Raw genomic sequence first — 26,954 nt, 5'->3', positions numbered from 1 at the left:
CAGGAGGCCCAGATGACCGGATATGCAGACCGGGACGCAGTCATCGTCGGAGCGGTCCGGACCCCGATCGGCAAAGGCAAGGCCAACGGCGCACTGCACGGCGTCCTGCCGGCCGATCTGCTGGCCCACAGCCTGCGGGAGCTGATCACCCGCACCGGTGTCGACCCGGCACTCGTCGACGACGTCATCGCGGGCGCCGTGACCCAGGTCGGCGATCAGGCCGTCAACATCGCCCGCAATGCCCTGCTGGGCGCGGGCTTCCCGGAGACCGTTCCGGGGACCACGGTGGACCGACAGTGCGGCAGTAGCCAGCAGGCGATCAGCTTCGCCGCGCAAGGCGTGCTGGCCGGCGCCTACGACATCGTGATCGCCGCGGGTGTGGAGTCCATGTCCCGGGTGCCCATGGGCAGCTCGGTACTGCCGGGCAGCGACCCGTTCGGCCTGGCCTTCGCCGAGCGCTACTCTGAAGGCCTTGTCCCACAAGGGATCAGCGCCGAGTTGATCGCAGCCAAGTGGGGCTTTTCCCGCGCCCAGCTCGACGAGTTCTCGGCGGGCAGCCACGAGAAGGCGGCGCGGGCCACCAAGGACGGATTGTTCGAGGCCGAACTCGCGCCGATCGCCGGACTGAGCACCGACGAGATCATCCGCCCGGGGACGACGGTCGACACGCTGTCCGGGTTGAAGCCGGCGTTCTACAACGAGGCCTATGCCGCCCGCTTCCCGCAGATCAACTGGGAGATCACCCCGGGTAACTCGTCACCGCTGTCCGACGGCAGCGCGGCGGTGATGATCACCAGCGGGGCGACGGCCAGGAAGCTCGGGCTCAAGCCCCTGGCACGTATCCATACCACCACCGTGGTCGGGTCGGATCCGCTGTACATGCTGACCGGCGTCATCCCGGCCACCGAAAAGGTATTGGCGCGTGCGGGTCTGACGCTGGCAGACATCGACCTGTTCGAAGTCAACGAGGCGTTCGCCCCGGTCGTGCTGGCCTGGGCGCATGACACAGGTGCAGATCTGGGCAAGACGAACGTCAACGGTGGCGCGATTGCCATCGGCCATCCGCTGGGAGCCAGTGGTGCACGCATCATGACCACCCTGGTCAATGCGCTCGAGCAGCGCGGCGGGCGCTACGGCCTGCAGACGATGTGCGAGGGCGGCGGCATGGCCAACGCCACCATCATCGAACGGCTGTAGCCCGATCCCGGCCGAAACGGTATTCCAGCGGCGAAAGTGCGAGTCGCAGGCGGCTGGAATACCGTTTCGGCGCCGAGGGACTAAGCGCGGACGATTTCGAACAACGGGATGGACCGAGTGGTGTTGGCCTGGTATTCGGCGAACACGGGCGCAACCTCGGTGATCTTCGGGTAGGCGGCGTCGCGCTCGGCATCGGGCAGTTCCCGGGCCGTTGCGTCGTAGGCGTCGGTGCCCAGCTCGATACGTACCTTCGGATTGGCCCGCAGATTGTGCACCCATGCCGGGTCTTTCGGCGCACCTGCGTACGACCCCACGATGAGCATCTTGCCGTCGACGGTCAGATAGGCCAGCGGCGAAAGCCGTGGCTTGCCCGACTTGGCGCCGGTCGTGTGCAGCAACAGCAGGTCGGCCTGCTCGAACGGGCCGCCGACCTTGCCACCGTTCCCCCGGAATTCCTCGACCACGTTGCGGTTGAAGTCATCGAGGTATTCCGTGTCGGTGTAGAACTTGCCCTTGTCCATCTCGGTCATGACTTCTCCAGCTTCTCCGGTGGCGCTTCTATTCCACGATGTCTGGCCCAGGTCGGTTCCAGACCCGTGAAAACGCGCCGAAAACGGTGGGCTCCTGCGATCCTGGCTATCTCTGACGATCCGGTCAATTCGCCTCGGACCGCCCAATCGGAGAGGGGCGCTACGTGCGGTGACATCGGCGACGCTCGACATCAGCGGCCGCGTGGTCGACCGACGACGCGAGCTGGGCGAACTTCGCGCCGCAGCGGCGTCAGCCGAACGGAACGGCGGGACATCCGTGCTCATCAGCGGGGTTCCCGGTGTGGGCAAGTCGACCCTCCTGCAGGCCTTCGGAGATGAACTCGCAGATCGCAACTGCACGTTCGCCTACGGCCGCTGTCGAGACGGGGCTCCGGCCCCGTATTCGGCGATAGGCGATGCACTCACCGCGCTGGTCCACTCCATGGTGGCAGCCGCCCCGGCGGAGCGCGACGAATGGCGCGCGGATCTCAGCGTCGAGACTTCGCCGCTGACAGGCGTTCTCGGGGATCTCGTGCCAGAGCTGACCGACGCGCTCGGCGGGGCCGCACCGGTGGCCGACCTCGATGCCGCCGAGACCCGCCGCCGGTTGCACCGCGCCGTCATCCGTCTGCTTTCGATCACCGCCGCCCACCGGATGGTCGTGCTCGCCATCGATGACCTGCAATGGGCGGACCAGGACTCGCTGTTACTGCTGTCGGAACTGCTCGCGGTGGCACCCCGCAGTGTCCTGGTGCTCGGCGCGTACCGCGAAGGCGAGTTCGACGCCGGCGCAGCCGGCATCACCTCGCCCCACGTACGCAGTCTGGAGCTGGGCACGCTGGGCCCCGAGGACGTCGAGGAACTGCTCACCGACGTCACCGGCCGGAGCCTTGAGCTGGCCGAAGTGGCCGCCGAATTCCAACACCGCACCGGGGGCAATCCCCTCCAGATCCGCCAACTGCTGTACCGCGCGCAGCGCGAAGGAGCCCTGAACCCGGCAGGCGACGGACAGAGCCCGGTGTGGGACCTGCGCGCGCTGTCCTCGATCGAGGTCTCCGCCACCGAGGCGGAATTTCTCGGCAGCTACCTGAACCAATTGCGTCCATCCGATCTTGCGGTGTTGAGCTCGGTGTCCTGCATCGGTGGCGAGTTCGACCTGGCCGACGCCGCAGTAGCCTCTGCACAACCCTCAGACGTTGCAGCACAAGCCCTTTGGGCGTGTATGGAACTGCGGCTCATCGAGGCGGTCGACAGCGGCGGCCGGCGCATCGCGAACGCCATCAGCCGTGACGCGCGCTACCGCTTCAGCCACGACCGGGTCGCCGAAACGGCCCGGGCCCATCTGTCCGACGACGCACAGCTCGAGGTGCACCTACGGCTGGGCAGGCGGCTGATCGAACTGGGCGACGAGCGGTTGTTCGAAGCCGCGCGGCACGTCGGGATCGGCGGCCTGACCGGCACCGACGGCGCCGAGCGAATCCGCTTCGTCGACGTACTTCACCGCGCCGCCCGGAAAGCCCGGGTCCAGGCATCATTCCCGTTGGCGCTGGAGTACTGCCGCAATGCCCTGCGGCTGCTCGGCGCGCAGCGCTGGGCCACGAACTTCCCGTTGGCCAGGGAACTGCACCTCGACGCCGCGGACGCCGCACTGCTCGTCGGCGATGTCCCGGCGCTGTTCGCCTTGCTCGACGAGGCCGACGACGCGTTGTCCGACCCGGCCGACCGCGCCCGGCTCGCGTACCTGCGGCTCAAAGGTCGCGTCGCGCAGAACCGGTTGCGTGAGGCGATCGAGATCGGGCTGGCCGCGCTCGACGAGCTGGGCGAGCCGCTGCCTGCCCAGGCCGGCAAGCCACGGATGGCCAATGCGATGGTCCGGATGCGGCTGACGATGCGCCGTTGGAGCAACGACCGGCTGCTGGACCTGCCGTCCTGCCAGGATCCGCGCGTCATCGAGGTTCAGCGGATCCTCACCGAGATGCGCAGCATCTCCTATATCGTCCGGCCGAATCTCTTCCCCTTGTTGGTGCGCAAGCAGCTCGAACTCACCCTGGCCTACGGCCATACCCCGTCCTCGCCCCTGGTCTTGGCCAGCTACGGGCTCTTGCTGGTGATACTCGGTGATCGTTCGGGCGCCCAGCGGTTCGGGGAGGTCGGGCTGCAGCTGGCCGAGCGGCCGGAATTCCGGGAGGCCAGGCCGCAGACGCTGTTCATGCATCTGAACTTCATCCACCACTGGCGTCATCCCCTGCGCGACGGGCTCGGCCTGCTCCGCGGCGCCGTCACCGAGGCCCTCGACCAGGGCGATCAGGAGTATGCCGGATTTCTTGCCGCGACCCTGATCTCCCAGTCGTTCTGGGTGGGCCGACCCCTCGCCGAGATCGACGCACTGGCACAGTCCCTGATCCCCCAGTTCCGTACACAACGCGCACCCAGCATGCTCTGTCAGGCGCAACAACAGATGGCGCTGAACCTGATGGGCAGGTGCGAGGATCCGCTGCTGCTCGCCGGCGAGAGCGGCTACGACGAGCGGGAGGTGCTGGCCGCGGCACAGCGTGAGGGCGACGAGGTCGTCATGGGGATCGTGGCGGCGATGAAGCAGGGTTTGTGTTTCTGGTCCGGCGACCACGCGGGCGCCATCCCGTTCACCGAGGAGGCCGTCGAGCACATCGACGGCCTGGTCGGCACCTCCGTCTCCCAGCTGGTCTACCTGATCGGTGCGCTGAGCCTGATGCAGAACGCGCCGCGCGACCGCGCGACCGCCCGCTTCGTCCGCCAGGCGATGAAGTTGCACCGGACCTGCGCCGAGACCGCGCCGGAGAACTACGCGGCGGCCTACGAGCTGCTCCAGGGCTCATGGGCGCGCGCCCGCGGTCACTACGGCCAGGGTGAGCGCCATCTGCACCGGGCAATTGCGCTCGCCGAGACACACCAGCTACCCATGATCGGCGCCCGTGCCCACGAGGAGGCGGCGTTGCTGTACGCCGAGACCGGGCGAATGACGCTGCGCGATCACATGTTGCGCTCGGCCTACCAACGCTGGCTCAGTCTCGGGGTGGCGATCCGCACGGACTGGCTTGCCCAGCAACATCCCTGGCTGCTCAGCCGGGACCTGGTACATCCGGGTGCGGTCGGTATCGACCCCGTCAGCGCCCATCAGTTGCTGCGGACCCTGGCCGGGGCGCGGACCGCCGATGGTGTGGCTCGCATCATTCTGGGCTCGGTCGCCGACACCACCGGGGCCCGCCGCGTACAGCTGCTCACCAGAGCCGCCGACGAATCCTGGGGTGTGCGCGCCTTCTACGAGCACGGCGCCGCCACGATCCTCGACGAGCGCTCGACCGAAGCGAGCTATGACGGCGAGCTGGTCCGGCTGGTTGCCTCCAGCGGTGTCCCGCATGTGGCCACACGCACTCTGGCGTCACCGATAGTGGTGCAGGACAGGGTGATCGGGGTGATCTGTGCCCAGCGCGACGATACCGGCGGACATTTCACGTCCGATCAGCAGGACGCGGTCATGTTCCTGTGCGCACAGGCCGCCGCACCGTTGTGGAACTTCCAGCTCGAGGCACGGCTGAAGGCCGCCGATGAGTACCGGCAGTCGCTGATCGACGTGCAATCCCGATTCGTGCCCAACGAGCTGCTGCGCATCCTCGACATCGACGACCTCCGCCGCGTACGCGCCGGCTACCGCGTCGAGCGCGAGATGACGGTCCTGATCAGCGATATCCGCGGTTACACCACGATGATCGAGGACATGAATGTTTCGGAGGCCGGCAATCTGGCGATGGGCTTCCTGCGCGCGGTCGAGCTGCCGATCATCAGCTGCAACGGTTTCGTCCAGGACGTACGCGGAGACGAGATCGTCGCCGTTTTCGAGACCCCGGACGACGCGGTCCGGGCTGGTCTGGCGATGCTGCGATCCTTGCGCGACCACAACCGGGAACGGCTGGCACACGGCTCCGAGGAGTTGCGCGCGGGCATCGGCATCAATACCGGAGCGGTGGGAGTCGGACTGGTCGGCGGCGTTAACCGCATGGTGCTGACCATCATCGGCGATGCGGTGAACCTGGCCGCGCGTATCGAGAGCACCAACAAACGTTACGGGTCCGCTTTGCTCATCTCTGATGCGACCATGACCCGGCTGGCTCGATCCCCGGGGTTCGACGTCCGACGCATGGAACGGGTGATGGTCGTCAACCGGCGCAGGCCGGTGACGATTTACGAAGTCTACGACGATGATTCGGATACCCTGCGGTCCGCCAAACGTGCGGCGCAACCCGCCTTCGCGGAAGCCTTCGCACTGTTCGACGCCGGGGATGTCGACCGGGCCCGCACCGCATTCAAGCGGTGTCAGCGATTGCTGCCGGATGATCCCGTCGCTCCGCTGCACCTGGCGCACTGCGAAGCGATGGCACGCGGCGAGATGACGCCCGGGCAGGAAGTGGTACTCCACCAGAAGTAGTTCACGCCGAAACGACCACACCCGCCGGTGCGGTCTGCGATGCTTTCCTGATCGGGGTCAGGGGGTCACCAAATGTATTTGACTACAGAACAATTGACCATCGCCAACCAGGCGGTCACCGAGACCTTCGAGCAGACGTGCATCGCCTGGCAGGCCATCCCCCATTGGAACACCTGTGACCCGGGCCAGCGCCGGGTACGCAACGACGTCGTCAACAATCCCGGCTTCTTACGAGTCCGCTCCCGGGAGGTCAGTTTCCAGGTCACCCTGGTCCAGACCACCGCGCCGACCCTCGATTCCCTGATCGACGAAGTGAACTGGGCTGCAACCAGACTCGCCCGCAGAGTGGACAACAGGGTCATCAGATCACTGCGCAACAATGCGTTCTACACATTCAACTTCGACGCCGCAACATCCCAAATCCTGTTGGACAACCTCATCGACGCCCGGGCAAAGATCGAGGATGCCGGTTACCGGTCCCCGTCGTGTCTCATCTCCGACACCCAGGGACTGAAAGAGCTCAGCGATCTGACTGCCGGCTATCCCGTCACCAATGAGCTGCTCGCCGCGGCGCACGTCAACTCACTGCACCGCGCGTCACAGCTCAACAGGCAGATGGACGAGGTCGACAAGACCGGAGCGATCACGGGCAAGAGAAGGCCTGGCACCGTCATGGTGATGCTCGGCCGGCGCCAGCTCATCGCGCATGCGGGCGCCCCCGAGGCCTCACCGGGTGAGGAGCCGATAGACCTCGCCATCAGTGTGTTGCCGAGTCTCGAGGTGCTCGGTGAGACCACGAACTCGCGGATCGAAATGGCCGTCCGAATCCGGTTCGCCCTGCGGATCAAGGAGAAGCGAAGTCTCGCGGCGTTGTACGGGAGGCCGGTCAAGAAGTGATCAGCCATGACCTCGACCCTGCCTGAGGCGCCCCCAGCGCACACCGAACCGAATCCACTCGACGCCTACCTTGCCCTGTGCAAGGAGGCCTGTGACGGCGAGATCACCAGGATCTACGGCAGCGGAACAGGATCCAGCGGTCTGCGGGAGTTGATCCTGGACTACCCGCGCCGCGGCGGGAAGGCGCTCCGGCCGGCGCTGAGCATCGCCGTCTGCCTGGGGCTCGGCGGCCATCTCGATGCCATCCTGCCCACCGCCGCGACACTAGAGCTCTACCACAACGCATTCCTCATCCATGACGACATCGAAGATGAATCATGGTGGCGGCGAGGCAAACCCGCTCTGCACATCGATCACGGCGTCCCGGTCGCGGTCAATGTCGGCGACGCCATGCTGTCACTGTCGCTGCAGCCGTTGCTGGACAACGTCGAGCGCATTGGATTGGGCCCCGCGCTGCGCATCCTGAAGGCCGTCGCGCACATGACCCGGCAGACCGTCGACGGCCAGGCGATCGAACTGGACTGGGTACGGACCAACACCTGGCGGCTCGACGACAGCGACTATCTCCGGATGGTGGAGCTCAAGACCAGCTGGTACTCGTTCATCACCCCACTGCAGGCCGGTGCCATCGCCGCCGGAACAGTCCCTGAGCACCTGACATCGCTGGAGCGTTTCGGCCGCCACCTCGGCGCCGCGTTCCAGATCACCGACGACCTGCTGAACCTGCGCGCCGCCCCCGAGGCCTACGGCAAGGAGATCGGTGGCGATCTCTGGGAGGGCAAACGGACCCTGATGCTGTTACACGCCCTGCGCGGCGCGGAACCGGCCGAACGAGAGCACGCCGTGCGCATCCTGGCCAAGCGGCGCCCCGGCGCTGAAGGCGAATCAGGGCTGACCGGCCTGCTCGATCGCCTCACCACCCGGGGCGAACTCTCCCGCACCGGCCACAGTGCGATCACGAAATTCCTTCATGCACAACACATCACCGAACCGAAAACCCTCGATGAAATTCACTGGCTCTTCGGTCTGCTGCATCGGACCGGATCGCTGACACACGCCAGGGACATCGCCGCCGAGCACGCCGGGCATGCCGCCGCGGTACTGACTGATCTCGACTGGCTGCCACCGAGCCACCACCGGCAGGCTCTCGCCGCCCTGGTCGACTATGTGCACGGGCGGACCCGATGAGTCCCGAAGTGCTGATCGGAATGCTCGCCGAGCTCGATCGGATCCGGGCTCTCACCCTCGACCTCACCGAGCGCCAGGCTCCACAGCTGCTGCCCGCCCCCGACGGTGCCTCACCAGCCGAGCGCACCGTCCACGAGCTGCTCGTGGGAGCCCGTCGCGCGGTTCTCGGCAATCCGGCGGCAGCCCGCGGGTTGCACGATCTCCTCGTCGCCGAGGGCCGGCGTTACGCGCGGAGCCCCGCGGGCGCGCGACTGCGCGACGCACTCATCGCCTCGGAGTCCGTGGAGAACCTTCGCCGCCTCTGGGAGACGGTGAGCCTCAACGTGCTCGACGGGCCGGCCGTATCCGACTCCGCTCCGACCGCATGGGCGGAGTTGCTCGCCGACGCCGTCATCGGACACGGGCTCGACGACGCGATACTGTCCCGCCTCCGTCCGGAGGGCTTCGCATGAGCCTCTCCGACCCCCGGGCGGCCCTGGCCGAGCAGAGCAGCTTCATCGAGTATCTGGTCGGTCTGGCGGCAGTGTCGCGCGCCATCCACGCCCTGGCCGGTGACGGCACGACACCCGTACCGCCCCGGCCCGCGGACGATTTCGTGCATGCGCTGCTGGGGCTGGCCAGCCTGGGGACTGCGATCGAGCGGCTGGCCGAATCCGCCACCGGACAAACCGCCGCGGCCCCGCCACCGGACAGCCCGAGGAGGTGGCTGCGATGACCGCAGTGCTCGCGGGCAGCGATTTCCTGCGCGCCCCTGTGCTCGCCGCGACGCACCCTGAAGCCTTCAAAGAGTGGCACCACTTCGTCATTCACGGGCCGGTCCGACACATCCTGATCAACTTCAGCCTCGCCGACGAGACAACCGCGACCGGACGTCATCACCTGGTGCCACGGGTGATCGTGATCGCCCACGACGACCGGTGGACCGGAGCTGTCGAACGGTTCGACAGCTCCGCGCTCGACGTTTCAGCCGACCTCGGCGACCTGACGATCGGCGGCAACCGGATGACGGTGGCCCCTGACGGCTACCGGGTGCTGATCGATCTCCCCGAGCAGGATATTCGGGGCGATCTCACCTTCGCACCGGTCAGCCGGCCGTTCGTGGTCAACAATCAGCCTGTCGGCGAGGGCCGGATGAACTGGCTGTTCGTGCCGCGACTGCGGGCCGCCGGACGGCTGCACATCGGCGGCCGCGAGCATCGCATCGAAGGTGAACTCGCCTATCACGACCACAACTGGGGTCGCTTCCGGTGGGGTGACGACTTCGGCTGGGTCTGGGGCACCATCCTGCCCCGGGAATCCGGCGATCCGTGGTCGATGGTGTTCCTCCAGATGACCGACCGGCGTCGGTTGCACTACCTGTCCCAGGCGCTCTACGTGTGGCACCACGACGAGCCCGCCGCGATCTTCCGGCACGCCGCGGTCACCACCGAGCGCGTCGGCGTGCTGATGCGAGGGCCCGACTGCACCTTGCCACCCCCGATGCGGCTCGTCCTCGACGGTGCGGCGCCGGGGGTACCGGAGAAGTTCCGCATCGCTGCCGGGCGGGTCGACGACGAGGTACACGCCGAATTCCGGGTCGCTTCCTACGCGCGGCTCGCACAACCCAGCGAGCTCAGTCTCGCCCGGTCGACGGTGCTCTGCGAAGCCAACGGCACCGCCACCGTGACCGGAAGAATCGGGGGCAGGCAGATCGACTTCGCCGGCGCGGGCGTATTCGAGTTCCTCTATGGCTGAACAGGTTTCGTCGCTGCTGCGGCGCTCGATCGAGCACCTCGCCGAGGAGGGGCCCGCCGGTTACCGGCTGCTCCTGCAACAGCTGGGGCCGCTGGTGGTCGAACTCGACGTGGACGGCGAGACCTTCGCACTGTCGGGTGGACACGAACTCCAGGTCACCGATGGCGGCGCGGACGCCCCCGGTGTGCGGATACGCACCTCCCGTTCCGCCATACTCGACGTGCTGGATGCGACGGTCGGCCTCGGGGATGCCGTGGACACCGACAAGCTGTGCGTCCGAGGCACACTCGACGATGTACTGCGCGCACACGACACGCTTCTCGCCTACGTCCACGCCGCGGTCCGGGTGCCGGCACACCCGGCCCTGCTGAGAGCACTCCGCGCGGGTGCGCCATGACGTGCGTGTCGACGCCCGCGTCGTGCACCCCGCGCCCCACCGTCGTCGTTCTGGGCGCCGGAATCGCCGGCCTCACCGCGGCACATGAACTGGCCGACCGCGGTTTCGACGTCACGGTGTACGAGCCGCGGGAGGATGAACGCAACGGATTCGACACCGCGACTCCCGGCAGCCATCCCCCGGTCAAGCTCGGCGGCCTTGCCGCATCCCAGTTCTCGACCATCGGCCCCGTCGGCGGCAGCCCGGCGGAACTGCGTCCGTTCCCGGGTCGCCGGGGCAATCCGTGTCCGCCCGAGTGCGCCGTCGCGGGTGAGCACGGCTTCCGCTTCTTCCCGGCCTACTATCTGCACATCTGGGATCTCTTCCAACGCATCCCGGTCTATCAGCGCACCGGTGCCGGCCAATGGCAGCCGACATCACGCACCGTCATGGACAACGTCCGGCGCGTCGTCACCCAGGGCACGACCGTCGACGGCAAACCCTCTCTGGTGTTCCCCCGCGAGCTGCCGCGCAGCCTTGCCGAATTCCTCGGCATTCTCCGCCAGCTCACCCAACTGGGTTTCACCGCAACCGATGTCGCAGCGTTCCAGGGCCGGCTCCTGCGCTACCTGGTGACCAGCCCGTTGCGCCGTGGTCGGGAATTGCAGAACCTGTCCTCCTACGACTTCTTCGTCGGGCGTGACAACGACACGACCGGCAGGCGGCTGTCCTACTCACCGAACTTCGAGGCGTTGCTGCGCGAAATGCCTCGCGTGCTGGCCGCATTCGACCCGCAGTGGGGTGACGCCCGCACGAATATCACCACCTATCTGCAGCTGTACCTGAACATGGACCGCCGCGACGACAAGGCCGACGGCGTGCTCAACGGCCCCACCACCGAGGCGTGGTTCGACAACTGGCATCGGCACCTCGTCGAGCTCGGGGTCCGTTTCGTCGCAGGGGCGGCCGCGCAGCTCACTGCGCCCGACATCGACCCGAGCCTGCCGGCGCACCTGAGGCCCCGGGTGCAGGTCGTGCTGACCGACGGCACCCGGCTGAACCCGGACTACACCGTGGTCGCCGTGGATGCCCCTGCAGCCGAACAGATCACGGCTGCCCTGCGGGTCGCCGGCACCGGTGGCACCGTCGCGGGCCTTGACGGCTTCACGACCTCCGCTCCGCCGCCGGACGGGCCGCTGCAATCGCAGCACACCCGGCCGCCGATCGCACGCGACCCTTGCCTCATGGACGAGATGGGACGCGTGCCCTGGGACCGGTTCCAGACCCTCAGTGGCATCCAGTTCTATTTCGACACGGAGTTCCAGCTGATCCGCGGGCACATGTACTACGCCGGGACCGAGTGGGCGCTGTCATCGATCAATCAACACGGACTCTGGGAGAACCGGCCCCGTCTTGCCCGCGACGGGTACGTCTCGGTGCTCTCGGTCGACATCGGGGATTTCAACGCGCCGTCCTGTCACCTGGTCGACGAGTTGGGACGCGGCAGGGCGGCCCGGGAGTGCACCGCCGACGAGATCGCCGCCGAAGTGTGGCGCCAGATCGTCACCGCCCTGACCAACGATGCCGACAACTCCGCGGAGGAATTGCTGCCCTGGCCCGTCTGGTTTGCGCTGGACCGGGGTCTGGTGATGGCCGACGGGCCGGGCCAGGGCAGGGGCCGGGTGGTCCGCAACGAAACCCCTTACCTGGTACCGATCATCGGGGACTGGGACAACCGGCCCGGTGGTGACCCGTGGAACCCGCACGGCACGTCGTGGAGCTTCGCTCCGACCGAGGAATGGTGGCTGCAGGACCTCGAGCAGCGCCATGTCTGGCAGGCCCGCCACGGCGGCTATCAGGTGCACCACAACTCGGTGGTCTTCGCCGGCACCTGGGCCAGGACATTCACCCGGATGACCTCGATGGAAGCCGCCTGCGAATCAGCCCGGCATGCCGTCAACGCCGTCCTCGATCACTACGTCTGGGTACGATCGGGCGGCCTTGACCGCCGCGAAAACACCACGCTCCCTTGGCTTTTCCCGTACGGGTTCCTCGATCAGGGGCTCTCCAGCCCGATCCGGATGCCTACGCCCGCCGGAGACTACTGCTACATATTCGACGTCGAGAACCGCGAACCCGCCGACACCCGGGCACTGCGCATCCTCGACTCCGAGTATTGCCAGCACTCACTTCCCCACCCGTTGGACACCATCGCCCCATCCGCTGTCCCAGCTCCGTCAGGAGGCCGACCATGACGTACCCACCCGACCACAACCAGCAGATCTACGCCTATCTGCAGGCCTGGCGGCAGTTTCTGGAGCCGCTGACCGCCATGGCAGCCATGGCCGCCGGCATGGCGTACCCGGCTGGCCCGTGGACCGGGCCACCCACGTATCCCATGCCCGGTGCACCGAGCCTGCCGCCGTACCCGCCGACATACCCGGTACCGCCGCAGGCGCCCGCGGCACCGGCCGTCCAGCCCCCGGCCCAGATGCCGGCCGACTACGCACAGCAACTGTTCGGCTATCTGCAGGGCTGGCGACAGCAGCTCGAACAGATGACCGGCGCGCCACCTACGCCCCCGTCGTCGTACGGGAACGACGGGGGATCCCCGGGCCGCCGGCCGCTGCCGCCGGACGCGCCCGATGTCGGCAGAACGTCCCCACCGGCGGACGGCAGTCTCTACCCCAAGCAGGGCACGACAGCACCCGTCGAGCCGCCCAAGTACGCCATGGCGCCTGCCAACCAGGGCGGCAGTCTGATGCCCGGCGAGCAGCTCCAACGCGACAGCCTCAGGCAGGCGGCCGTGGTGGCGCGCGGACCGCAGATCGGCATGGCGCCGGTCGCCGAACTCGGTCGGGTGCGCCAACGTGACGTCACCGGCCCGCGCGTGACCAGCGCGCCGGTCGGGCGCACCGTCGCGGCGAACCCGGCGAACCCGGCGATCCAAACGGCACCACGGTCGAACTACGCCGGACTCACGAATCGCGCGCTGGGCAACGTCGAGAGGGGCTAAGCCTTCGACTCGGCCTCGGGCTTCGGCTCGGGCTTGGACTTCGACTCCGGCTTGGCGTCGATGCCCGATTCCTTGCGCTGCTGCGGGGTGATCGGCGCGGGAGCATCCGTCAACGGGTCCACACCGCCGCCGGACTTGGGGAACGCGATGACCTCGCGAATCGAGTCCACCCCGGCCAGCAGCGCAGTGATGCGGTCCCAGCCGAAGGCGATTCCGCCGTGCGGCGGCGCCCCGAAGGCGAAGGCGTCCAACAGGAATCCGAACTTGTCCTGGGCCTCGTCGTGGTCGATGCCCATCATCGCGAACACCCGCTCCTGGATGTCGCGCCGGTGGATACGGATCGAGCCGCCGCCGATCTCGTTGCCGTTGCAGACGATGTCGTAGGCATCGGACAACGCGTTACCGGGATCGGTGTCGAAGGTGCCCTCCGATTCGACCTTCGGCGCGGTGAAGGCGTGGTGCACGGCCGTCCAGGCACCCGAACCCACGGCCACATCGCCCGAGGCCGTCGCCACATCGGCGGGCTCGAACATCGGGAAATCCACCACCCAGGTGAATGCCCAGGCGGCCGGGTCGATCAGGTCCAGGCGCTTGGCGATCTCGATGCGGGTGGCGCCCAGCAGCGCCCGCGCCGTGCGGGCCGGGCCTGCCGCGAAAAACACGCAGTCACCGGGCTTGGCACCGACGTGGGCGGCCAGGCCGTCGCGCTCGGCGTCGGTGAGGTTCTTGGCCACCGGGCCAGAGAGAGTGCCGTCCTCGCCGACCAGCACGTAGGCCAGGCCCTTGTGGCCACGCTGCTTGGCGAACTCCTGCCAGCCGTCGAGCGTGCGGCGCGGCTGCGACGCTCCGCCCTCCATCACGACCGCGCCCACGTACGGGGCCTGGAACACCCGGAACGGGGTGTCCTTGAAGTACTCGGTGCACTCGATGAGTTCGACGCTGAACCGCAGGTCGGGCTTGTCGGAACCGAACCGGCGCATCGCATCGGCGTAGCTGATGCGCGGCAACGGCAGCGGCAGTTCATAACCGATCGTCGACCAGACCGCCCGCAGGACCTGCTCGGCGATCGCCATGACATCGTCGGCGTCGACGAAGCTGAGCTCCATGTCCAACTGGGTGAACTCGGGCTGCCGGTCGGCGCGGAAGTCCTCGTCGCGGTAGCAGCGCGCAATCTGGTAGTAGCGCTCCATGCCCGCCACCATGAGCAGCTGCTTGAACAGCTGCGGGCTCTGCGGCAGCGCGTAGAACGAGCCGGGCTGCAGACGCGCGGGCACCAGGAAGTCGCGGGCGCCCTCGGGCGTCGAGCGGGTCAGCGTCGGGGTCTCGATCTCGACGAAGTCGTGCTCGGACAGCACGCCACGGGCGGCCGCGTTCACCTTGGAGCGCAACCGGATTGCGTTGCCCGGGCCCTCACGGCGCAGATCCAGGTAGCGGTACTTGAGCCGGGCTTCCTCGCCGGCGGTCTCGTCGAGCTGGAACGGCAGCGGGGCACTCTCGGACAGCACGGTCAGCGAGGTGGCGTTCACCTCGATCTTGCCGGTCGCGATGTCGGGGTTCTCGTTGCCCTCCGGACGGACCTCGACCACGCCGGTGACGGCGACGCAGAACTCGGCGCGCAACCGGTGCGCGGCGGCGAGCACATCACCTTCACGGAACACCACCTGCGACACACCCGACGCGTCGCGCAGGTCGATGAAGATGACGCCGCCGTGATCACGGCGACGCGCGACCCATCCCGCCAAGGTGACCGTTTGACCGGCATCCGCGGCCCGCAATGAACCGGCGGCATGACTGCGCAGCACGAAAACTCCTGAATGTTGAGATCAGACGGGTGGTGACGAGTGACCAGTCTAGAGAGTCGCCTGCGGCGGTAACTTGGCAGCAGTGAACTCCCCCATCGCCGTCATCGGCCCGGGCGCCATCGGATCCACCGTCGCCGCGCTGCTACACGCCGCCGGCCGGACCGTCCTGCTGTGTGGACGGACCCCACGCGACGGCGTCGAGGTCCGGCCCGACGACGGGGATCCCATCCGGGTGCCGGGCCCGGTGCACACCGATCCGTCCTCGGTCGACGGCCCGCTCGACGTGGTGTTTCTCGCTGTCAAGGACACCCAGAACGCACAGGCAGCGGCCTGGCTGGACCGGTTGTGCGACGAGAAAACCGTGGTGTGCGCGCTGCAGAACGGTGTCGAGCAGGTCGAGCGGGTATCCGAGGTCAGCCGGTACACGGACGAGGCCCACGTCGTGCCGGCAGCGGTGTGGATCTCATCGGAGATGCAGCCCGGCGGCTGGGTGCGGTTGCGCAGCGAGGCCCGGTTGGTGCTGCCGGACACCCCGGCGGCGGCGACCGTGGCCGACACGGTGCGCGGTACCGGGATCGTCGTCGAACGCGATCCAGATTTCCGCAGCGCGGCCTGGCGCAAGCTGCTGGTCAACGCCGTGGTCGGGTTCATGGTGCTGGCCGACCGGCGCGCGGGGATGTTCCGCCGTGACGACGTGGCCGCGCTGGCGCGGCGCTATCTGACCGAGTGCCTGGCCGTGGCCCGCGCCGATGGCGCCGGCCTGGGTGACGAGGTGGTCGACGAGATCGTCGGCATGCTGGCCGCGGCGCCAGAGGACCTGACCACCTCGATGCTGACCGACCACCAGGCCGGCCGGCCCCTGGAGTGGGATATCCGCAACGGTGTCATCGCCCGCAAGGCGGCGGCGTACGGCCTGCCCACCCCGATCAGCGATGTCGTCGTCCCACTGCTGGCCGCAGCCGGCGACGGGCCGGGCTGACCCGCCACTAGACACTCTCCCCTAGGGTGTCTGGTCATGGCCCGGACCTATGAGTGTGAACGCGTCGAGTTGGACTTCATCGACCGTGCGCCGTTCCGCTTCGTCAGCACCGTCGACCTCGCCATCACGCCCGAGCAGCTGTTCGAGGTACTCAGCGACGCGACCTCCTGGCCACAGTGGGCCACCGTCATCACCAATGTGGAATGGACCAGCCCCGAACCCCGTGGTGTGGGCACCACCCGCACGGTCACGATGCGCGGGCACATCACCGGCGATGAGGAGTTCCTGGCGTGGGAACCCTTCTCCCACATGGCTTTCCGCTTCAACACCAGCACCTCGAACGCGATTTCGGCGTTTGCCGAGGACTACCGCGTCGTGGAGACGGCCGACGGCTGCCACCTGACCTGGGTGATGGCGATGAAGCCCAGCGGGCTCGCCGGGCGGCTCGGCATGACCATGGGTCAGCCGGTGATGGCCTGGCTCTTCCAGCGGTTCCTGCACAACCTGCGCCGTTACAGCAACGAGCGGTACGGCAAGTAGGGCGTCAGCCGAGCCCTTCCCACGCCACGCGTCGCGCCACGTCGGGATCGGCGACGGTCTCGTCGCGCGTTGAACGGATCACCCGGGTCAGGCGCTGCTCGACGTCGTACTGCGGCCAATCGGCGACCTCGGCCCGGGCGAAATCCAGCCAGGTGCGTTGCATCCGCCGACCCACCGACGGCTGGACGCGTCGGCCCAGCGGATGCAGCTTGCGCCCCAGATACGACCCGTAGCTGTGCTGGATGTGCACGATCTCGCTGCCGTGGGTGGCGCCAAGGCCCAATACCTTCAACGTCCAGGTGGTGTGGTCGAACCGGTACACGTGAGTCGGTGCGTGCCCACTGTAGGCATCGGCGAACGCCCAGGTCGGCGCCCCGAACATGACGTCGGAGCCGAACGCGATCAACGCCCGGCGGCGCGGGAGATCCGGATAGGCGGCCAATACCCGATCGCGATCGTGCGGGGTTCGGCGGCGCAGATAGTCCTCGACACCGGCCAACGTCGTCGGCAGCATCGGCGGCTTACCCCAGGCGAACATCGATGCCTCGTGGCTGTTGGTGCCGATGATCAACGGCACCGCGGACACCGCGCCCGCACGTGCGGCTTCGGTCGGGTGCAGCGGCAGCAGGTCGACACCGTGGGTCAGCCCGTAGGCCAACGTCGGTGTCTGCTGCGCACTCTCGAGCTGTAGCTGACCGGCCGCGCGGCGCAACTGACGCTGCGGCAGCACCTTGAGCGCCTCGGCGCCCACCCCGAGCAGTTGCATGAAACGCCGCGACTGGCGGGCCCGGTCTTCGCGATCGGCGATCAGCGGCAGCGCCGGACTCTGGGCGATGGCCCGGGCGAACAGACCGTCGGCCGCCGGGCTGGCCAACAGCGCCAACACCGATGTGGCCCCGGCCGATTCACCGAACACCGTCACCTGTTCGGGATCGCCGCCGAATGCCGCGATGTTGTCGCGCACCCACTGCAGCGCGGCGATCTGGTCGCGCAGGCACAGATTGTCGTCGAATCCCTCGCCCAGGTCACCGAGCTCGAATCCGCCGAACACGCCGAGCCGATACGTGACATTGACGACGACCACGTTGCCGTTGGCTGCCAGCCGCGAGCCGTTGTACAGCTGCAACTGGCCGGCGCCGTAGACGAACGCCCCGCCGGGGATCCACACCATCACCGGCAGCGATCCACCCGTATCGGGCGACCACACCGTGACCGTCAGGCAAGCCTCGTCGCGGACCTTGGGGTCGTCGCGGCCTCCCCCGACGAACGAACGCCCTTGTGGCGGCAACGGGCCGTGCTCGACGGCGTCGCGCACCCCGGTCCAGGGCACCACGGGCCGCGGCGCCAGGAAGCGCAGCGCGCCGATGGGCTGCTGGGCGTACTCGACACCCCGCCATACGCTGACCCCGCTTTCGCGGGTGCCGCGTAGCCGCCCCAGCGAGGTGTGGGCGATGGTCGCATGTTCCGCAACGACGGACACGTGTGAATCCTAATGTGGCAAGCTGAACGGGCTGTTGAGCACGCACCTACCGGCGAATGCGATGGAGTGACGCGATGACCTTCAACGAGGGTATGCAGATCGACACGAGCACCACCTCCAGTACCGGCGGTGGCCGTGGCCCCGGCCGTGGCATCGCGATCGGCGGAGGGATGGGCGGTCTGTTGATCGTGGTGCTCGCGTTGTTCCTCGGCGTGGACCCCGGCACCGTGATGCCTCAACAACAGCAGCAAATCGACACCAGCGGCGCCGGGGGCGAGGGATTCGATCTGAGCCAGTGCAAGACCGGCGCCGACGCCAACTCGAAAGTCGAATGCCGCGTGGTCGCCACCGGTAACTCCGTGGACGGCGTGTGGCAGCAACTGCTCAAGGGCTACACCCGCCCGCACGTGCGACTGTTCAAGGGTCAGGTCCAGACCGGCTGCGGTCCGGCCACCAGTGACGTCGGGCCGTTCTACTGCCCGGTGGACAAGACGGCCTACTTCGACACCGACTTCTTCCAGGTGCTCGTCGACCAGTTCGGTTCCAGCGGAGGCCCGCTCGCGCAGGAGTACGTGGTAGCCCACGAGTTCGGTCACCACGTGCAGGACCTCCTGGGGGTTCTCGGCCGGGCCCAGCGTGACCCTGAGGGCGCCACGGGCGCGGGCGTGCGCACCGAACTGCAGGCCGACTGCTACGCCGGCGTGTGGGCGCACTACGCGTCGATCACCCGGCAGGAGGGCACCGACGTGCCGTTCCTGGAACCGCTGAGCGACAAGGACATCACCGATGCGTTGTCGGCGGCCTCCTCGGTGGGCGACGACCGGATCCAGAAGCAGGCCACCGGCCGGATCAACCCCGAGGCCTGGACCCACGGTTCCTCCGAGCAACGCCAGAAGTGGTTCACCATCGGATACCAGACCGGTGATCCGAACAAGTGCGACACCTTCGCCGCGAACAACCTTGGCTAGGGCCACCACCCCCGTCGACGCGGTAGCCGAGCGCTACCTGGACACCTATGCGCGCCTCGACCCGTGCGCAGCAACAGAACTGGGTATCACCGGACACGACGACGACGTCACCGACTACTCCCCGCAGGGAGTGACGGCACGCGCCGAGGCGGCCCGTGCCACCTTGCGGGAGCTCGACGGGATCGAACCCGTCGACGACGTCGACGTGGTCACCGTGGCCGCACTGCGCGAGCGCCTCGGCGCGATCGTCGACGTGCACGATGCCGGCCTGGACCTGGGCGAGCTCAACGTCATCGCGTCGCCGCTGCAGACCATGCGTGACGTATTCGACCTGATGCCCACCGATACCGAGGATGATTGGGCGCTGATCGCCGCGAGGTTGGCGAAAGTACCCGAGCGAGCCGCAGGTTATGCGGACGCATTGCGCGAAGCGTCCGGCACCGGCCACGCCCCCGCCCTGCGCCAGGTCACCCGCGGGGTCACCCAGTCCCGCCAGATCGCCCAGTTGTTCGCCGAGATGTGCACCGGCGCGGCGCCGGCAACCCCGCGACTTCAGGCGGAGTTGCAGCAGCGCAGCAACGCCGCGGCCGACGCCTACCGGCAATTGGGCGATGTGCTGCGTGAGGAGATCGCCCCGCGGGCCCGTCAATCCGACGCCTGCGGGCGCGACGCCTACGGGCTCATGTCGCGGTTGTTCCTGGGTACCTCCGTCGATCTCGACGAAGCCTACGAGTGGGGTTTGGGGTTGCTCGATGCCGTTGTGGCCGAGCAGGAATCGATCGCCCAACAGCTCTATCCGGGTGCCACGGTCGCCGAGACGCTGCGCCGGCTCGACGAGGAGCCGCGATACGTCATCAGCGGTACGGACGCCCTACAGGCCTGGATGCAGCAGCTCTCCGATCGCGCGGTGGAATCACTGGCCGGCACCCACTTCGACATCGAGGGGCCGCTTCGCACGCTTGAGTGCCGGATCGCGCCGACCCAGACCGGCGGCATCTACTACACCGGGCCGTCCGAGGACTGGTCGCGCCCCGGACGCATGTGGTGGTCGGTACCGCCCGGGGTCGAGCGATTCCACACCTGGCAGGAAACGACCACGGTCTTCCACGAAGGTGTCCCCGGCCACCATCTGCAGATCGGCCGCGCGGTGGCCCTGGCCGATCAGCTCAACCGGTGGCGGCGGCTGGGTTGCTGGGTGTCGGGCCACGGTGAGGGCTGGGCCCTGTACGCCGAGCGGTTGATGGCCGAGCTCGGCTGGCTCGACGATGCCGGCGACCGGATGGGAATGCTTGACGCGCAACGATTCCGCGCGGCCCGGGTGGTGCTCGACATCGGTGTGCACTGCGGCCTGACCGCGCCCGACGGTGAGGTGTGGGACGCCGAGCGGGCATGGAACTTCCTGACCTCACATTCGGCCATGGCCGAGGAGAACCTGCGCTTCGAGCTGGATCGCTATCTGGGCTGGCCGGGGCAGGCACCGTCGTACGCCATCGGGCAGCGGATCTGGCACGAACTGCGCGACGAGACCCTGCGCCGGGGATCGTCGTTGCGGGAATTCCACAGCCGCGCACTCGATCTGGGTGGACTGCCACTCGATGTGCTCAGATCGGCGTTGTCGTCCGGCTGACCGGTAGCGGACACTGGTGTCATGGACCCCGCACTGGAACCCGACAACAAGGACTGGACCTGGGTACTGTCCCGCTCCTGCCCTGAGTGCGGGTTCGACCCGACGGTGGTGCACCGGAGCGAGGTGGCCGGCCTGATCCGCGACGATGCCGCACTGTGGGTGTCCCGCCTGCACCGCCCCGGGGTAGGCGTCCGGGCTCGTGCGGACCGCTGGTCGATTCTGGAATACGGCTGCCATATCCGTGACGTGCACCGGATCTTCGAGCACCGGGTGCAGTTGATGCTGACCGAGCACGATCCGCAGTTCCCCAACTGGGATCAGGATGCCACCGCGATCGCCGACGACTACGGGTCGCAGAACCCGGGGACCGTCGCGACCGAGCTGTTCGAGGCGGCCGGGGTGGTCGCCGACACCTACGATCGCGTGCCGGCCGACGCCTGGTCGCGCCGCGGGCTCCGCAGCAATGGCAGCGAGTTCACCGTCGCGACGATCGCGATCTACCACCTGCACGACATCGTCCACCACGCGCACGACGTCGCGGAGATGTGAGTTCCACCGCGCTCAGCCATTGACCAGATTGAACACATTTCGTTAATGTGTTCAAATGTCCGAGCCCGAGCGAACCGTGTCACCCGCACTGCTCGTTGCCACCGCGGAGACCCTGAGGCATTTGGGCCCAAGGCAATTCAGCCTTACCGCAGTAGCTGAGGCGGCCGGCGTATCCCGCGGCACCGTGCACAACGCGCTCGGCAGCCGCGACAACGCCATCAAGGTCGCGCTCGATCACCTGACGACGGCATTCATCGAGACCGTCGCCGCCGCGCTGGAGCACGAGACCTGCCTGACCGGTCAGGTCGCCGCCGCGGCGGGGGTCATCTGCGCGCACCGGCAGCAATCCGACTCGGTCATCGCCAGCGGATTCAACGAGAGCATCGTGGTGTTGCTGCTGCGCAATACCGGCGACGACTTGATGCGGCGCTCGATCGAGCTGTGGAAGCCGCGGGTGCGCGCGGCCCAGGAGCGCGGCGAGGTCGGTGCCGACATCGCACCGGCCCGGGCCAGCGAGTGGATCGTGCGAATGCTGATGAGCTTCGAACTTCTCCCACCCATCGGCGTGAACCTCGACAGTCCACGTGCGGTGAAACGATTCGTGTCCGACCACATCGTCGTCGGCCTGACCGGAAGGCAGTAATGAGCACGCCCGATTACGAGGTGGCGATCATCGGCGCCGGCCCCGGTGGCATCGCCACAGCACACATGTTGCGCCAGAAGGGTATCCGCGACTTCGTCATCATCGAACGCGGCAACGACTTCGGCGGCACCTGGCGCGACAACCACTACCCCGGCCTGGCCGTCGACATCCCCACCCTGTGGTACCAGCTGTCGTTCGCCCCCAACCCGAACTGGAGCAGGTTCTTCGCGCCCGGCCCGGAAATCGGCCGTTATCTGCAGGACACCGCCGCCGATCTCGGACTCTACGAACACCTGCGCCCCAACTCCGAGGTGATCCGCCAGCAGTGGGACGACACACACGGCTTGTGGCGATTGGAGATCCGCGACGGAGCGCCGGTGACCGCACGGTTCCTGGTCAGTTCCGTCGGCGGATACGTCAACGCCAAGAACACTGTCGACATCGAGGGTGTCGAAGACTTCACCGGAACCATCCTGCGCCCCAACGCCTGGGACGACAGCTATGACACCAGCGGCAAGCGCATCGCCGTGATCGGGACCGGATCATCCGGCGTCCAGATCACCGGCGCCCTGTCCGCGGAGGCCGCCAATCTCGATGTCTACCAGCGCACTCCGGCCTGGGTGCTGCCGAAGGTCGACTTCGACATCTCGCCGCGGATGCGCCGGTTGTTCCGGCTGCCCGGAGTGGTCCCAGCCGTCAATGCGGCGGGCCGGCTCGCCATGGACATCTTCATGGTGGCACCCATCATCCACGTGTTCTCCCGGCTGCCGGACAAATGGTTGCGCCGCTTCATGCCGCTCTACGATGGCTGGTCCCGGCTGCTGTACAAGCTGCTGCTGCGCGCTGTCGTCGACGACCCGGCGACCCGGCGAGAGTTGGTGCCGCGCTACGGCATCTTGGCCAAGCGGCCGGTGATCTCAAGCGCATTCCTGCCCGCGCTGAACAATCCGAACACCAACCTGATCACCACACCGATCGAGCGGATCACCACAACCGGGATTCGCACCGCCGACGGCGTCGACCACCCGGCCGACCTGCTGGTGCTGGCCACCGGCTACGAACTCTGGATCGACCCGGAGACCTACCGCCCGGACACGATCCTGGGCGCATGCGGTTTCGACCTCGCCCAGTACTACCGGGCGCACGGCCTGCAGAGCTACGCGGGCACGGCCCACCCGCGCCTGCCCAACCGCTGGGAGATCGTCGGCCCGCTCGGATTCGTCGGATTCGCCTGGCTGGACTATGTCGAGACGGTCGCCGCACACGCCGTGCGGATCATCGATGAGACCCGCCACCGCGGCGCTCAGGTCGCCGCCGTCAGCCAGGACGCGTTCAACCTGTGGAACGAGCGGATGCGCCGCGACGGCCGCGTCGCGTACCTGTACTACACCGCGGCATCGGGCCTGAACACCTATTTCGTCAACTCCCAGAACGAAACCCCCTACTACCGGCCGCAGACCATCACCGGATCCCGGCAGTTCGCCCGGCACTCCCCGCTGTCCGACTACGAGTTCACCAATGTCCGCGTCACCGCCCTACCCGAGGAGCAATCCGCATGAGCAACACCGATACCCCACTGGCCGGGCGCGTTGCCTACGTCACCGGTGCCGCCCGTGGGCAGGGCCGCTCGCACTGTGTGCGGCTGGCCCGCGCCGGCGCCGACATCGTCGCGCTGGACGCCTGCGCACCGGTCGCCGAGCACAACGGGTATGCCGCCGCCACCCCGGAGGAGCTCGCCGAGACCGTGGCATTGGTCGAGGGTGAGGGACGCAAGATCCTGGCCCGCGAGGTCGATGTGCGCGACGCCGAGGGCCAACGCCGCCTGGTGGCCGATGCGGTCGAACAGTTCGGCCGGCTCGACATCGTCGTCGCCAATGCCGGTGTGCTCAACTGGGGCCGGTTGTGGGAGATTCCGGCGCAGCAGTGGCAGGACATCATCGATGTGAATCTCACCGGACTCTTCCACACCGTGCAGGCGGTGGTGCCTCCGATGATCGAAGCGGGCAACGGCGGTTCGATCATCGCGATCAGCTCGGCCGCGGGGATCAAGGCCGTTCCCGGCTGTGCGCACTACTGCGCCAGCAAGTTCGGTGTCGTCGGGCTCACCAATTCTCTCGCTGTCGAGCTGGGCGAGTTCGGTATCCGGGTGAACTCGGTCCACCCCTACGGCACCGACACCCCGATGGGCAACGACCTGTCGATGTACAAAGTGCTGCAGGACCATCCGAACTACATCCACAGCTTCTCCCCCGGCGCGCTGCCGACGGATTCGCTGATCGCGCCGGACAACATCTCCGACATCGTCGTGTGGCTGGCCAGTGATGCCTCGGCATTGGTCACCGCCGCCCAGATCCCGGCAGACAAGGGGTATCTCAAGATCTGAGCGGCGGCGCCGGTCTACAGCCGCGAGTGGGCCGAGATGTTGGTATCGGTGGTGCGCAGCGGCCGGATCAGCGCGTCCTGGCTGAACGACGCGATGAGCTCACCCTCTTCGGTGTGCACCGCGCCGCGCACGTACGACATGCCCGAGCCGACCTGGGTGCTCTCGTGGCTGTAGAGCAGCCAGCCGTCCCAGCGGACCGGCTCGTGGAAACTCACCGTGACAGTCATCGGCGCGGTCGAGACGGTGAGATGAGCCTGGGCGGTACCGATGCCCTCGTGGGCCCGCATGGTGGTCGAAATACCCAGGTGCCCAGTGAAGTACGCGATCAGCGCCTTGGCCAGATCGTCACGGGCCGGCACCGGGTCATAGTGCAGCCAGGCGTACAGCTCGGGGGGACCGACCTCGTCGGGGCTGTTCACGTCCACCACGTCGACGAGCCGAAGCTCGCGGCCGATCATCGGCATGTGCGAGACGTTCGAATCGGCCGGGCCCGCGACCTCGGGCCGCGGCAGGTGATGGCGGATCACGTCACCGGACGAAACATCGGTGAACACCGTGATGGTGATGCAGCGCTTGCCGTTCTGCGACGCAGCGACCACCGCGGTGGCCGTGGACCGGCCTTCGCTGATCACATCGATGTCGAGTTCCACCGGCGGTCCGACCATCACCGCGCGGGCGAACACCGCGTGCACCGAGCGAATCGACTTGTCCGGAAACCGTTTGGCCGATGCGACGATGGCTGCACCCACGATCTGGGTTCCTTCCACCACCTGACGCTCATCGACACCGGCGATGCCGGTCTGCACGGTGAAGCGGTTCTCCCCCGCCGGTTCGGCGTCGAACAGGTCGAGCAGCATCTGCAGCGTCCACTGCGCAGGCTCGGCCCCGGTCTCGGCGGGTGCCTCGTTGGTTCCAGCGGTCATGTCGTTCCTCTCTGTCACGTGTTGATGACTGTCTCGGCGAATTCGGAAATCGTCTGGGGTGCCGCGAAATCGGCGAACCACACGTAGAAGCGTTCGACGCCCTGGGCCGACAGTCCGGCGAAATGGGCGGTGAGTTCGGCAGCGTCGCCGCACACCAATCCGCCGCCGAGGTGCCCGAACAACCGGGTGCTACGTTCGGTCACCGCCGAGCGATCGGCACCGCGCCCCACGAAGCCGACCATCTGTTGCAGGGAGACCCGTGCCGAACCCACGGTGGGCAGCAATGCGGGCAAGCGATCCAGCTGATGCGACGGAATGTTCCACCAGTCGGCGTGGGCGCGCACCAGTTCCATCATGCGCTTACCGGTTCCGCCCAGTACCAACGGAATTGGATGGTCAGGACGCGGGGTCTGCGCCTGGTCGTCGTCGCCGCCCCAATACCGCTGCAGCAGCGCCAGATTCTCACCGAGCCTGCGTACCCGGGCCGCGGCGTCACCGGTCTCGACACCGAACCGCTCGAACTCCTGCGGCCACGAACCCGAGCCCAGCCCGAGTTCGAACCGGCCGCCGCTGGCCGCCGACAACGTGACGGCCTGCTTGGCCAGCACCGCCGGACGCCGGAAGGCGTCACACAGCACCAGGTGACCGATCCGCAGCCGCTCGGTGCGGGCCGCCACCCAGGTGGCGACAGTCATTGCCTCCCAGATGCTTTGGTGCGTGGCACCAGGGGCCTCCAGATGGTCGATGAACGCGATGCCGTCGAATCCGCTGTCCTCGGCCACTCGCGCACGCTCAACGATGTCGTCGACGCCCAACCGCACCTGGGGTAGGAACAGAAACCACTCGCTCAATCGTTGCCTGCCTATTGCCTCTACAAAAACGGTAACGTCATTCTCGCAAGTGCAGCATGACGGAGGTGATGGCGCAATGGTCAGGCCGGCCGAACGACCGTCCGACGGCGCACGCGCCGAGGCGCAGGCGGACCGGGCCCGCCGCTTCATGAAATCGGCGCTGGCCATCCTGGGCGAGACAGGACGCACCGACTTCACCGTGCTGGAGGTCGTAGAACGCTCCAAGACCTCATTGAGGTCGTTCTACCAGCACTTTTCCACCAAAGACGAGCTGCTGCTGGCCCTCATCGACAAGATCATGGCCGAGTCCACACAGCGTTGGCGCGCCGACACCGACGGACTGCCCGGACCCGAAGCACTGCGGTCGCTCATCGAGCGCATCACCATCCCTGCGTCGTCGAGCACCCAGGACAGCATCAACCGCGGCCTGACCTTCTACAACGACCACCTCGCCGAGTCGTTGCCCCGTGAGTACGCCCGGGTGCTGGCTCCGTTGCACGAGCTCATCGGCGACATCCTGCGACGCGGAATGGACTCGGGAGCCTTCCGTCCCGACATTGACGTCCAGAGCACCGCGGCCCTGATCATGCAGTCCGTGCTGGGTGCGATGCGCCTGCGCTCACTCGGCGTGGAACTCAACGGAACGCCGATCGACGGCGAGCACATCTACGAGTTCTGCGTGCGCGGCCTACTGGCACCCGAATCTGTCACCTGACCAGCGCTTTTACGCGATTTTGAGCGATCGCCCGAATGGGCTCGTCGCCGCTGGTCATCACGTGGTAACGTCATTACCAGTTTCGAAAACAAGA

22 protein-coding genes and 1 pseudogene are annotated in these 26,954 nt (G+C 67.5%); 18 read left to right on the top strand and 5 right to left on the bottom strand.

The window, feature by feature from the left end:
* Window positions 1-12: 12 nt before the first annotated feature.
* Window positions 13-1,197, top strand: coding sequence for a thiolase family protein (locus ACZYZ7_RS03380; RefSeq protein ID WP_450069262.1), 1,185 nt, complete (start codon window positions 13-15; stop codon window positions 1,195-1,197).
* Between the two features lie 80 nt (window positions 1,198-1,277).
* Here ACZYZ7_RS03380 and ACZYZ7_RS03375 read toward each other — a convergent pair whose 3' ends face one another.
* Window positions 1,278-1,727, bottom strand: a complete 450-nt coding sequence (locus tag ACZYZ7_RS03375; protein WP_450069059.1) for a nitroreductase family deazaflavin-dependent oxidoreductase — start codon at window positions 1,725-1,727, stop codon at window positions 1,278-1,280.
* Window positions 1,728-1,896: 169 nt separating this feature from the next.
* Between ACZYZ7_RS03375 and ACZYZ7_RS03370 the strand changes: the two genes are divergently transcribed.
* The 8 genes and pseudogenes from ACZYZ7_RS03370 (at window position 1,897) to ACZYZ7_RS03335 (ending at window position 13,400) form a co-directional block, all read left to right on the top strand.
* Window positions 1,897-6,189: an AAA family ATPase gene (locus tag ACZYZ7_RS03370; RefSeq protein ID WP_463740195.1), complete on the top strand. Its 4,293-nt coding sequence runs from the start codon at window positions 1,897-1,899 to the stop codon at window positions 6,187-6,189.
* A 72-nt stretch (window positions 6,190-6,261) separates the two neighbouring features.
* Complete coding sequence (locus tag ACZYZ7_RS03365) at window positions 6,262-7,086, top strand: hypothetical protein (RefSeq protein WP_463740194.1); 825 nt, start codon at window positions 6,262-6,264, stop codon at window positions 7,084-7,086.
* Between the two features lie 6 nt (window positions 7,087-7,092).
* Complete coding sequence (locus ACZYZ7_RS03360; RefSeq protein WP_135454060.1) at window positions 7,093-8,274, top strand: polyprenyl synthetase family protein; 1,182 nt, start codon at window positions 7,093-7,095, stop codon at window positions 8,272-8,274.
* On the top strand, window positions 8,271-8,726 hold the full coding sequence (locus ACZYZ7_RS03355) for a hypothetical protein (RefSeq protein WP_135454058.1): 456 nt from the start codon (window positions 8,271-8,273) through the stop codon (window positions 8,724-8,726). Before ACZYZ7_RS03360 ends, ACZYZ7_RS03355 begins: the two co-directional genes overlap by 4 nt.
* The gene (locus tag ACZYZ7_RS03350) at window positions 8,723-8,989 is read left to right on the top strand and encodes a hypothetical protein (protein WP_135454056.1); all 267 of its coding nucleotides are present in this window, start codon (window positions 8,723-8,725) and stop codon (window positions 8,987-8,989) included. Before ACZYZ7_RS03355 ends, ACZYZ7_RS03350 begins: the two co-directional genes overlap by 4 nt.
* Window positions 8,986-10,008: a hypothetical protein gene (locus tag ACZYZ7_RS03345; RefSeq protein WP_463740193.1), complete on the top strand. Its 1,023-nt coding sequence runs from the start codon at window positions 8,986-8,988 to the stop codon at window positions 10,006-10,008. The genes ACZYZ7_RS03350 and ACZYZ7_RS03345 overlap by 4 nt, the downstream gene beginning before the upstream one ends.
* A complete protein-coding gene (locus ACZYZ7_RS03340; RefSeq protein WP_463740192.1) occupies window positions 10,001-10,405 on the top strand; it encodes an SCP-2 sterol transfer family protein in 405 nt (134 codons plus the stop codon). Before ACZYZ7_RS03345 ends, ACZYZ7_RS03340 begins: the two co-directional genes overlap by 8 nt.
* Window positions 10,402-13,400, top strand: a pseudogene (locus ACZYZ7_RS03335) (FAD-dependent oxidoreductase). Before ACZYZ7_RS03340 ends, ACZYZ7_RS03335 begins: the two are co-directional and overlap by 4 nt.
* Here ACZYZ7_RS03335 and aspS read toward each other — a convergent pair.
* On the bottom strand, window positions 13,397-15,202 hold the full coding sequence (aspS, locus tag ACZYZ7_RS03330) for an aspartate--tRNA ligase (protein ID WP_135454050.1): 1,806 nt from the start codon (window positions 15,200-15,202) through the stop codon (window positions 13,397-13,399). The pseudogene ACZYZ7_RS03335 and the gene aspS overlap by 4 nt on opposite strands.
* 82 nt (window positions 15,203-15,284) lie before the next feature.
* On the opposite strand from aspS, the gene ACZYZ7_RS03325 reads away from it, so the two are divergent.
* Together ACZYZ7_RS03325 and ACZYZ7_RS03320 are read left to right on the top strand one after the other, a co-directional pair.
* Window positions 15,285-16,181 (top strand): oxidoreductase, encoded by an 897-nt coding sequence (locus ACZYZ7_RS03325; protein ID WP_463740191.1) that lies wholly within the window; start codon window positions 15,285-15,287, stop codon window positions 16,179-16,181.
* 36 nt (window positions 16,182-16,217) lie between these two features.
* On the top strand, window positions 16,218-16,721 hold the full coding sequence (locus ACZYZ7_RS03320; protein WP_135454046.1) for an SRPBCC family protein: 504 nt from the start codon (window positions 16,218-16,220) through the stop codon (window positions 16,719-16,721).
* 4 nt (window positions 16,722-16,725) lie between these two features.
* Here ACZYZ7_RS03320 and ACZYZ7_RS03315 read toward each other — a convergent pair whose 3' ends face one another.
* Window positions 16,726-18,201, bottom strand: a complete 1,476-nt coding sequence (locus ACZYZ7_RS03315) for a carboxylesterase/lipase family protein (RefSeq protein ID WP_135454044.1) — start codon at window positions 18,199-18,201, stop codon at window positions 16,726-16,728.
* 74 nt (window positions 18,202-18,275) lie between these two features.
* Here ACZYZ7_RS03315 and ypfJ point away from each other — a divergent pair, with 74 nt between their 5' ends.
* Genes ypfJ through ACZYZ7_RS03285 form a run of 6 tightly spaced genes read left to right on the top strand, consistent with a single transcriptional unit; the run spans window position 18,276 to window position 24,371 of the window.
* On the top strand, window positions 18,276-19,169 hold the full coding sequence (gene ypfJ / locus ACZYZ7_RS03310; protein ID WP_450069050.1) for a KPN_02809 family neutral zinc metallopeptidase: 894 nt from the start codon (window positions 18,276-18,278) through the stop codon (window positions 19,167-19,169).
* Window positions 19,162-20,796: a DUF885 domain-containing protein gene (locus tag ACZYZ7_RS03305; RefSeq protein WP_463740190.1), complete on the top strand. Its 1,635-nt coding sequence runs from the start codon at window positions 19,162-19,164 to the stop codon at window positions 20,794-20,796. The genes ypfJ and ACZYZ7_RS03305 overlap by 8 nt, the downstream gene beginning before the upstream one ends.
* Window positions 20,797-20,817: 21 nt before the next feature.
* Window positions 20,818-21,345, top strand: a complete 528-nt coding sequence (locus tag ACZYZ7_RS03300; protein WP_463740189.1) for a DinB family protein — start codon at window positions 20,818-20,820, stop codon at window positions 21,343-21,345.
* Window positions 21,346-21,400: 55 nt separating this feature from the next.
* On the top strand, window positions 21,401-21,988 hold the full coding sequence (locus ACZYZ7_RS03295) for a TetR/AcrR family transcriptional regulator (RefSeq protein ID WP_135454037.1): 588 nt from the start codon (window positions 21,401-21,403) through the stop codon (window positions 21,986-21,988).
* Window positions 21,988-23,547, top strand: a complete 1,560-nt coding sequence (locus ACZYZ7_RS03290; protein ID WP_463740188.1) for a flavin-containing monooxygenase — start codon at window positions 21,988-21,990, stop codon at window positions 23,545-23,547. Before ACZYZ7_RS03295 ends, ACZYZ7_RS03290 begins: the two co-directional genes overlap by 1 nt.
* Entirely contained in the window at window positions 23,544-24,371 is an 828-nt protein-coding gene (locus ACZYZ7_RS03285; protein WP_135454033.1) for a mycofactocin-coupled SDR family oxidoreductase, read from the top strand. The genes ACZYZ7_RS03290 and ACZYZ7_RS03285 overlap by 4 nt, the downstream gene beginning before the upstream one ends.
* Before the next feature lie 14 nt (window positions 24,372-24,385).
* On the opposite strand, the gene ACZYZ7_RS03280 is transcribed toward ACZYZ7_RS03285, so the two are convergent.
* Window positions 24,386-25,294: an acyl-CoA thioesterase gene (locus tag ACZYZ7_RS03280; protein WP_463740187.1), complete on the bottom strand. Its 909-nt coding sequence runs from the start codon at window positions 25,292-25,294 to the stop codon at window positions 24,386-24,388.
* 14 nt (window positions 25,295-25,308) lie between these two features.
* Complete coding sequence (locus ACZYZ7_RS03275) at window positions 25,309-26,145, bottom strand: LLM class flavin-dependent oxidoreductase (RefSeq protein WP_463740186.1); 837 nt, start codon at window positions 26,143-26,145, stop codon at window positions 25,309-25,311.
* Window positions 26,146-26,221: 76 nt separating this feature from the next.
* Here ACZYZ7_RS03275 and ACZYZ7_RS03270 point away from each other — a divergent pair, with 76 nt between their 5' ends.
* Complete coding sequence (locus ACZYZ7_RS03270) at window positions 26,222-26,860, top strand: TetR/AcrR family transcriptional regulator (protein ID WP_463740185.1); 639 nt, start codon at window positions 26,222-26,224, stop codon at window positions 26,858-26,860.
* Window positions 26,861-26,954: the final 94 nt, after the last annotated feature.

Source organism: Mycobacterium sp. IDUB_17, assembly GCF_055419465.1.
Note: the sequence above shows the minus strand (reverse complement) of the source record. Positions and strands in the feature narration are given on the sequence as shown.

What these genes read in the sequence shown, in the direction of transcription:
- ACZYZ7_RS03380 (WP_450069262.1), top strand. Translation starts at nt 13, where the DNA reads ATGACCGGATATGCAGACCGGGACGCAGTCATCGTCGGAGCGGTCCGG.
- ACZYZ7_RS03375 (WP_450069059.1), bottom strand. Translation starts at nt 1,727, where the DNA reads ATGACCGAGATGGACAAGGGCAAGTTCTACACCGACACGGAATACCTC.
- ACZYZ7_RS03365 (WP_463740194.1), top strand. Translation starts at nt 6,262, where the DNA reads ATGTATTTGACTACAGAACAATTGACCATCGCCAACCAGGCGGTCACC.
- ACZYZ7_RS03360 (WP_135454060.1), top strand. Translation starts at nt 7,093, where the DNA reads ATGACCTCGACCCTGCCTGAGGCGCCCCCAGCGCACACCGAACCGAAT.
- ACZYZ7_RS03355 (WP_135454058.1), top strand. Translation starts at nt 8,271, where the DNA reads ATGAGTCCCGAAGTGCTGATCGGAATGCTCGCCGAGCTCGATCGGATC.
- ACZYZ7_RS03350 (WP_135454056.1), top strand. Translation starts at nt 8,723, where the DNA reads ATGAGCCTCTCCGACCCCCGGGCGGCCCTGGCCGAGCAGAGCAGCTTC.
- ACZYZ7_RS03345 (WP_463740193.1), top strand. Translation starts at nt 8,986, where the DNA reads ATGACCGCAGTGCTCGCGGGCAGCGATTTCCTGCGCGCCCCTGTGCTC.
- ACZYZ7_RS03340 (WP_463740192.1), top strand. Translation starts at nt 10,001, where the DNA reads ATGGCTGAACAGGTTTCGTCGCTGCTGCGGCGCTCGATCGAGCACCTC.
- ACZYZ7_RS03320 (WP_135454046.1), top strand. Translation starts at nt 16,218, where the DNA reads ATGGCCCGGACCTATGAGTGTGAACGCGTCGAGTTGGACTTCATCGAC.
- ypfJ (WP_450069050.1), top strand. Translation starts at nt 18,276, where the DNA reads ATGACCTTCAACGAGGGTATGCAGATCGACACGAGCACCACCTCCAGT.
- ACZYZ7_RS03300 (WP_463740189.1), top strand. Translation starts at nt 20,818, where the DNA reads ATGGACCCCGCACTGGAACCCGACAACAAGGACTGGACCTGGGTACTG.
- ACZYZ7_RS03295 (WP_135454037.1), top strand. Translation starts at nt 21,401, where the DNA reads ATGTCCGAGCCCGAGCGAACCGTGTCACCCGCACTGCTCGTTGCCACC.
- ACZYZ7_RS03290 (WP_463740188.1), top strand. Translation starts at nt 21,988, where the DNA reads ATGAGCACGCCCGATTACGAGGTGGCGATCATCGGCGCCGGCCCCGGT.
- ACZYZ7_RS03285 (WP_135454033.1), top strand. Translation starts at nt 23,544, where the DNA reads ATGAGCAACACCGATACCCCACTGGCCGGGCGCGTTGCCTACGTCACC.
- ACZYZ7_RS03280 (WP_463740187.1), bottom strand. Translation starts at nt 25,294, where the DNA reads ATGACCGCTGGAACCAACGAGGCACCCGCCGAGACCGGGGCCGAGCCT.
- ACZYZ7_RS03270 (WP_463740185.1), top strand. Translation starts at nt 26,222, where the DNA reads ATGGTCAGGCCGGCCGAACGACCGTCCGACGGCGCACGCGCCGAGGCG.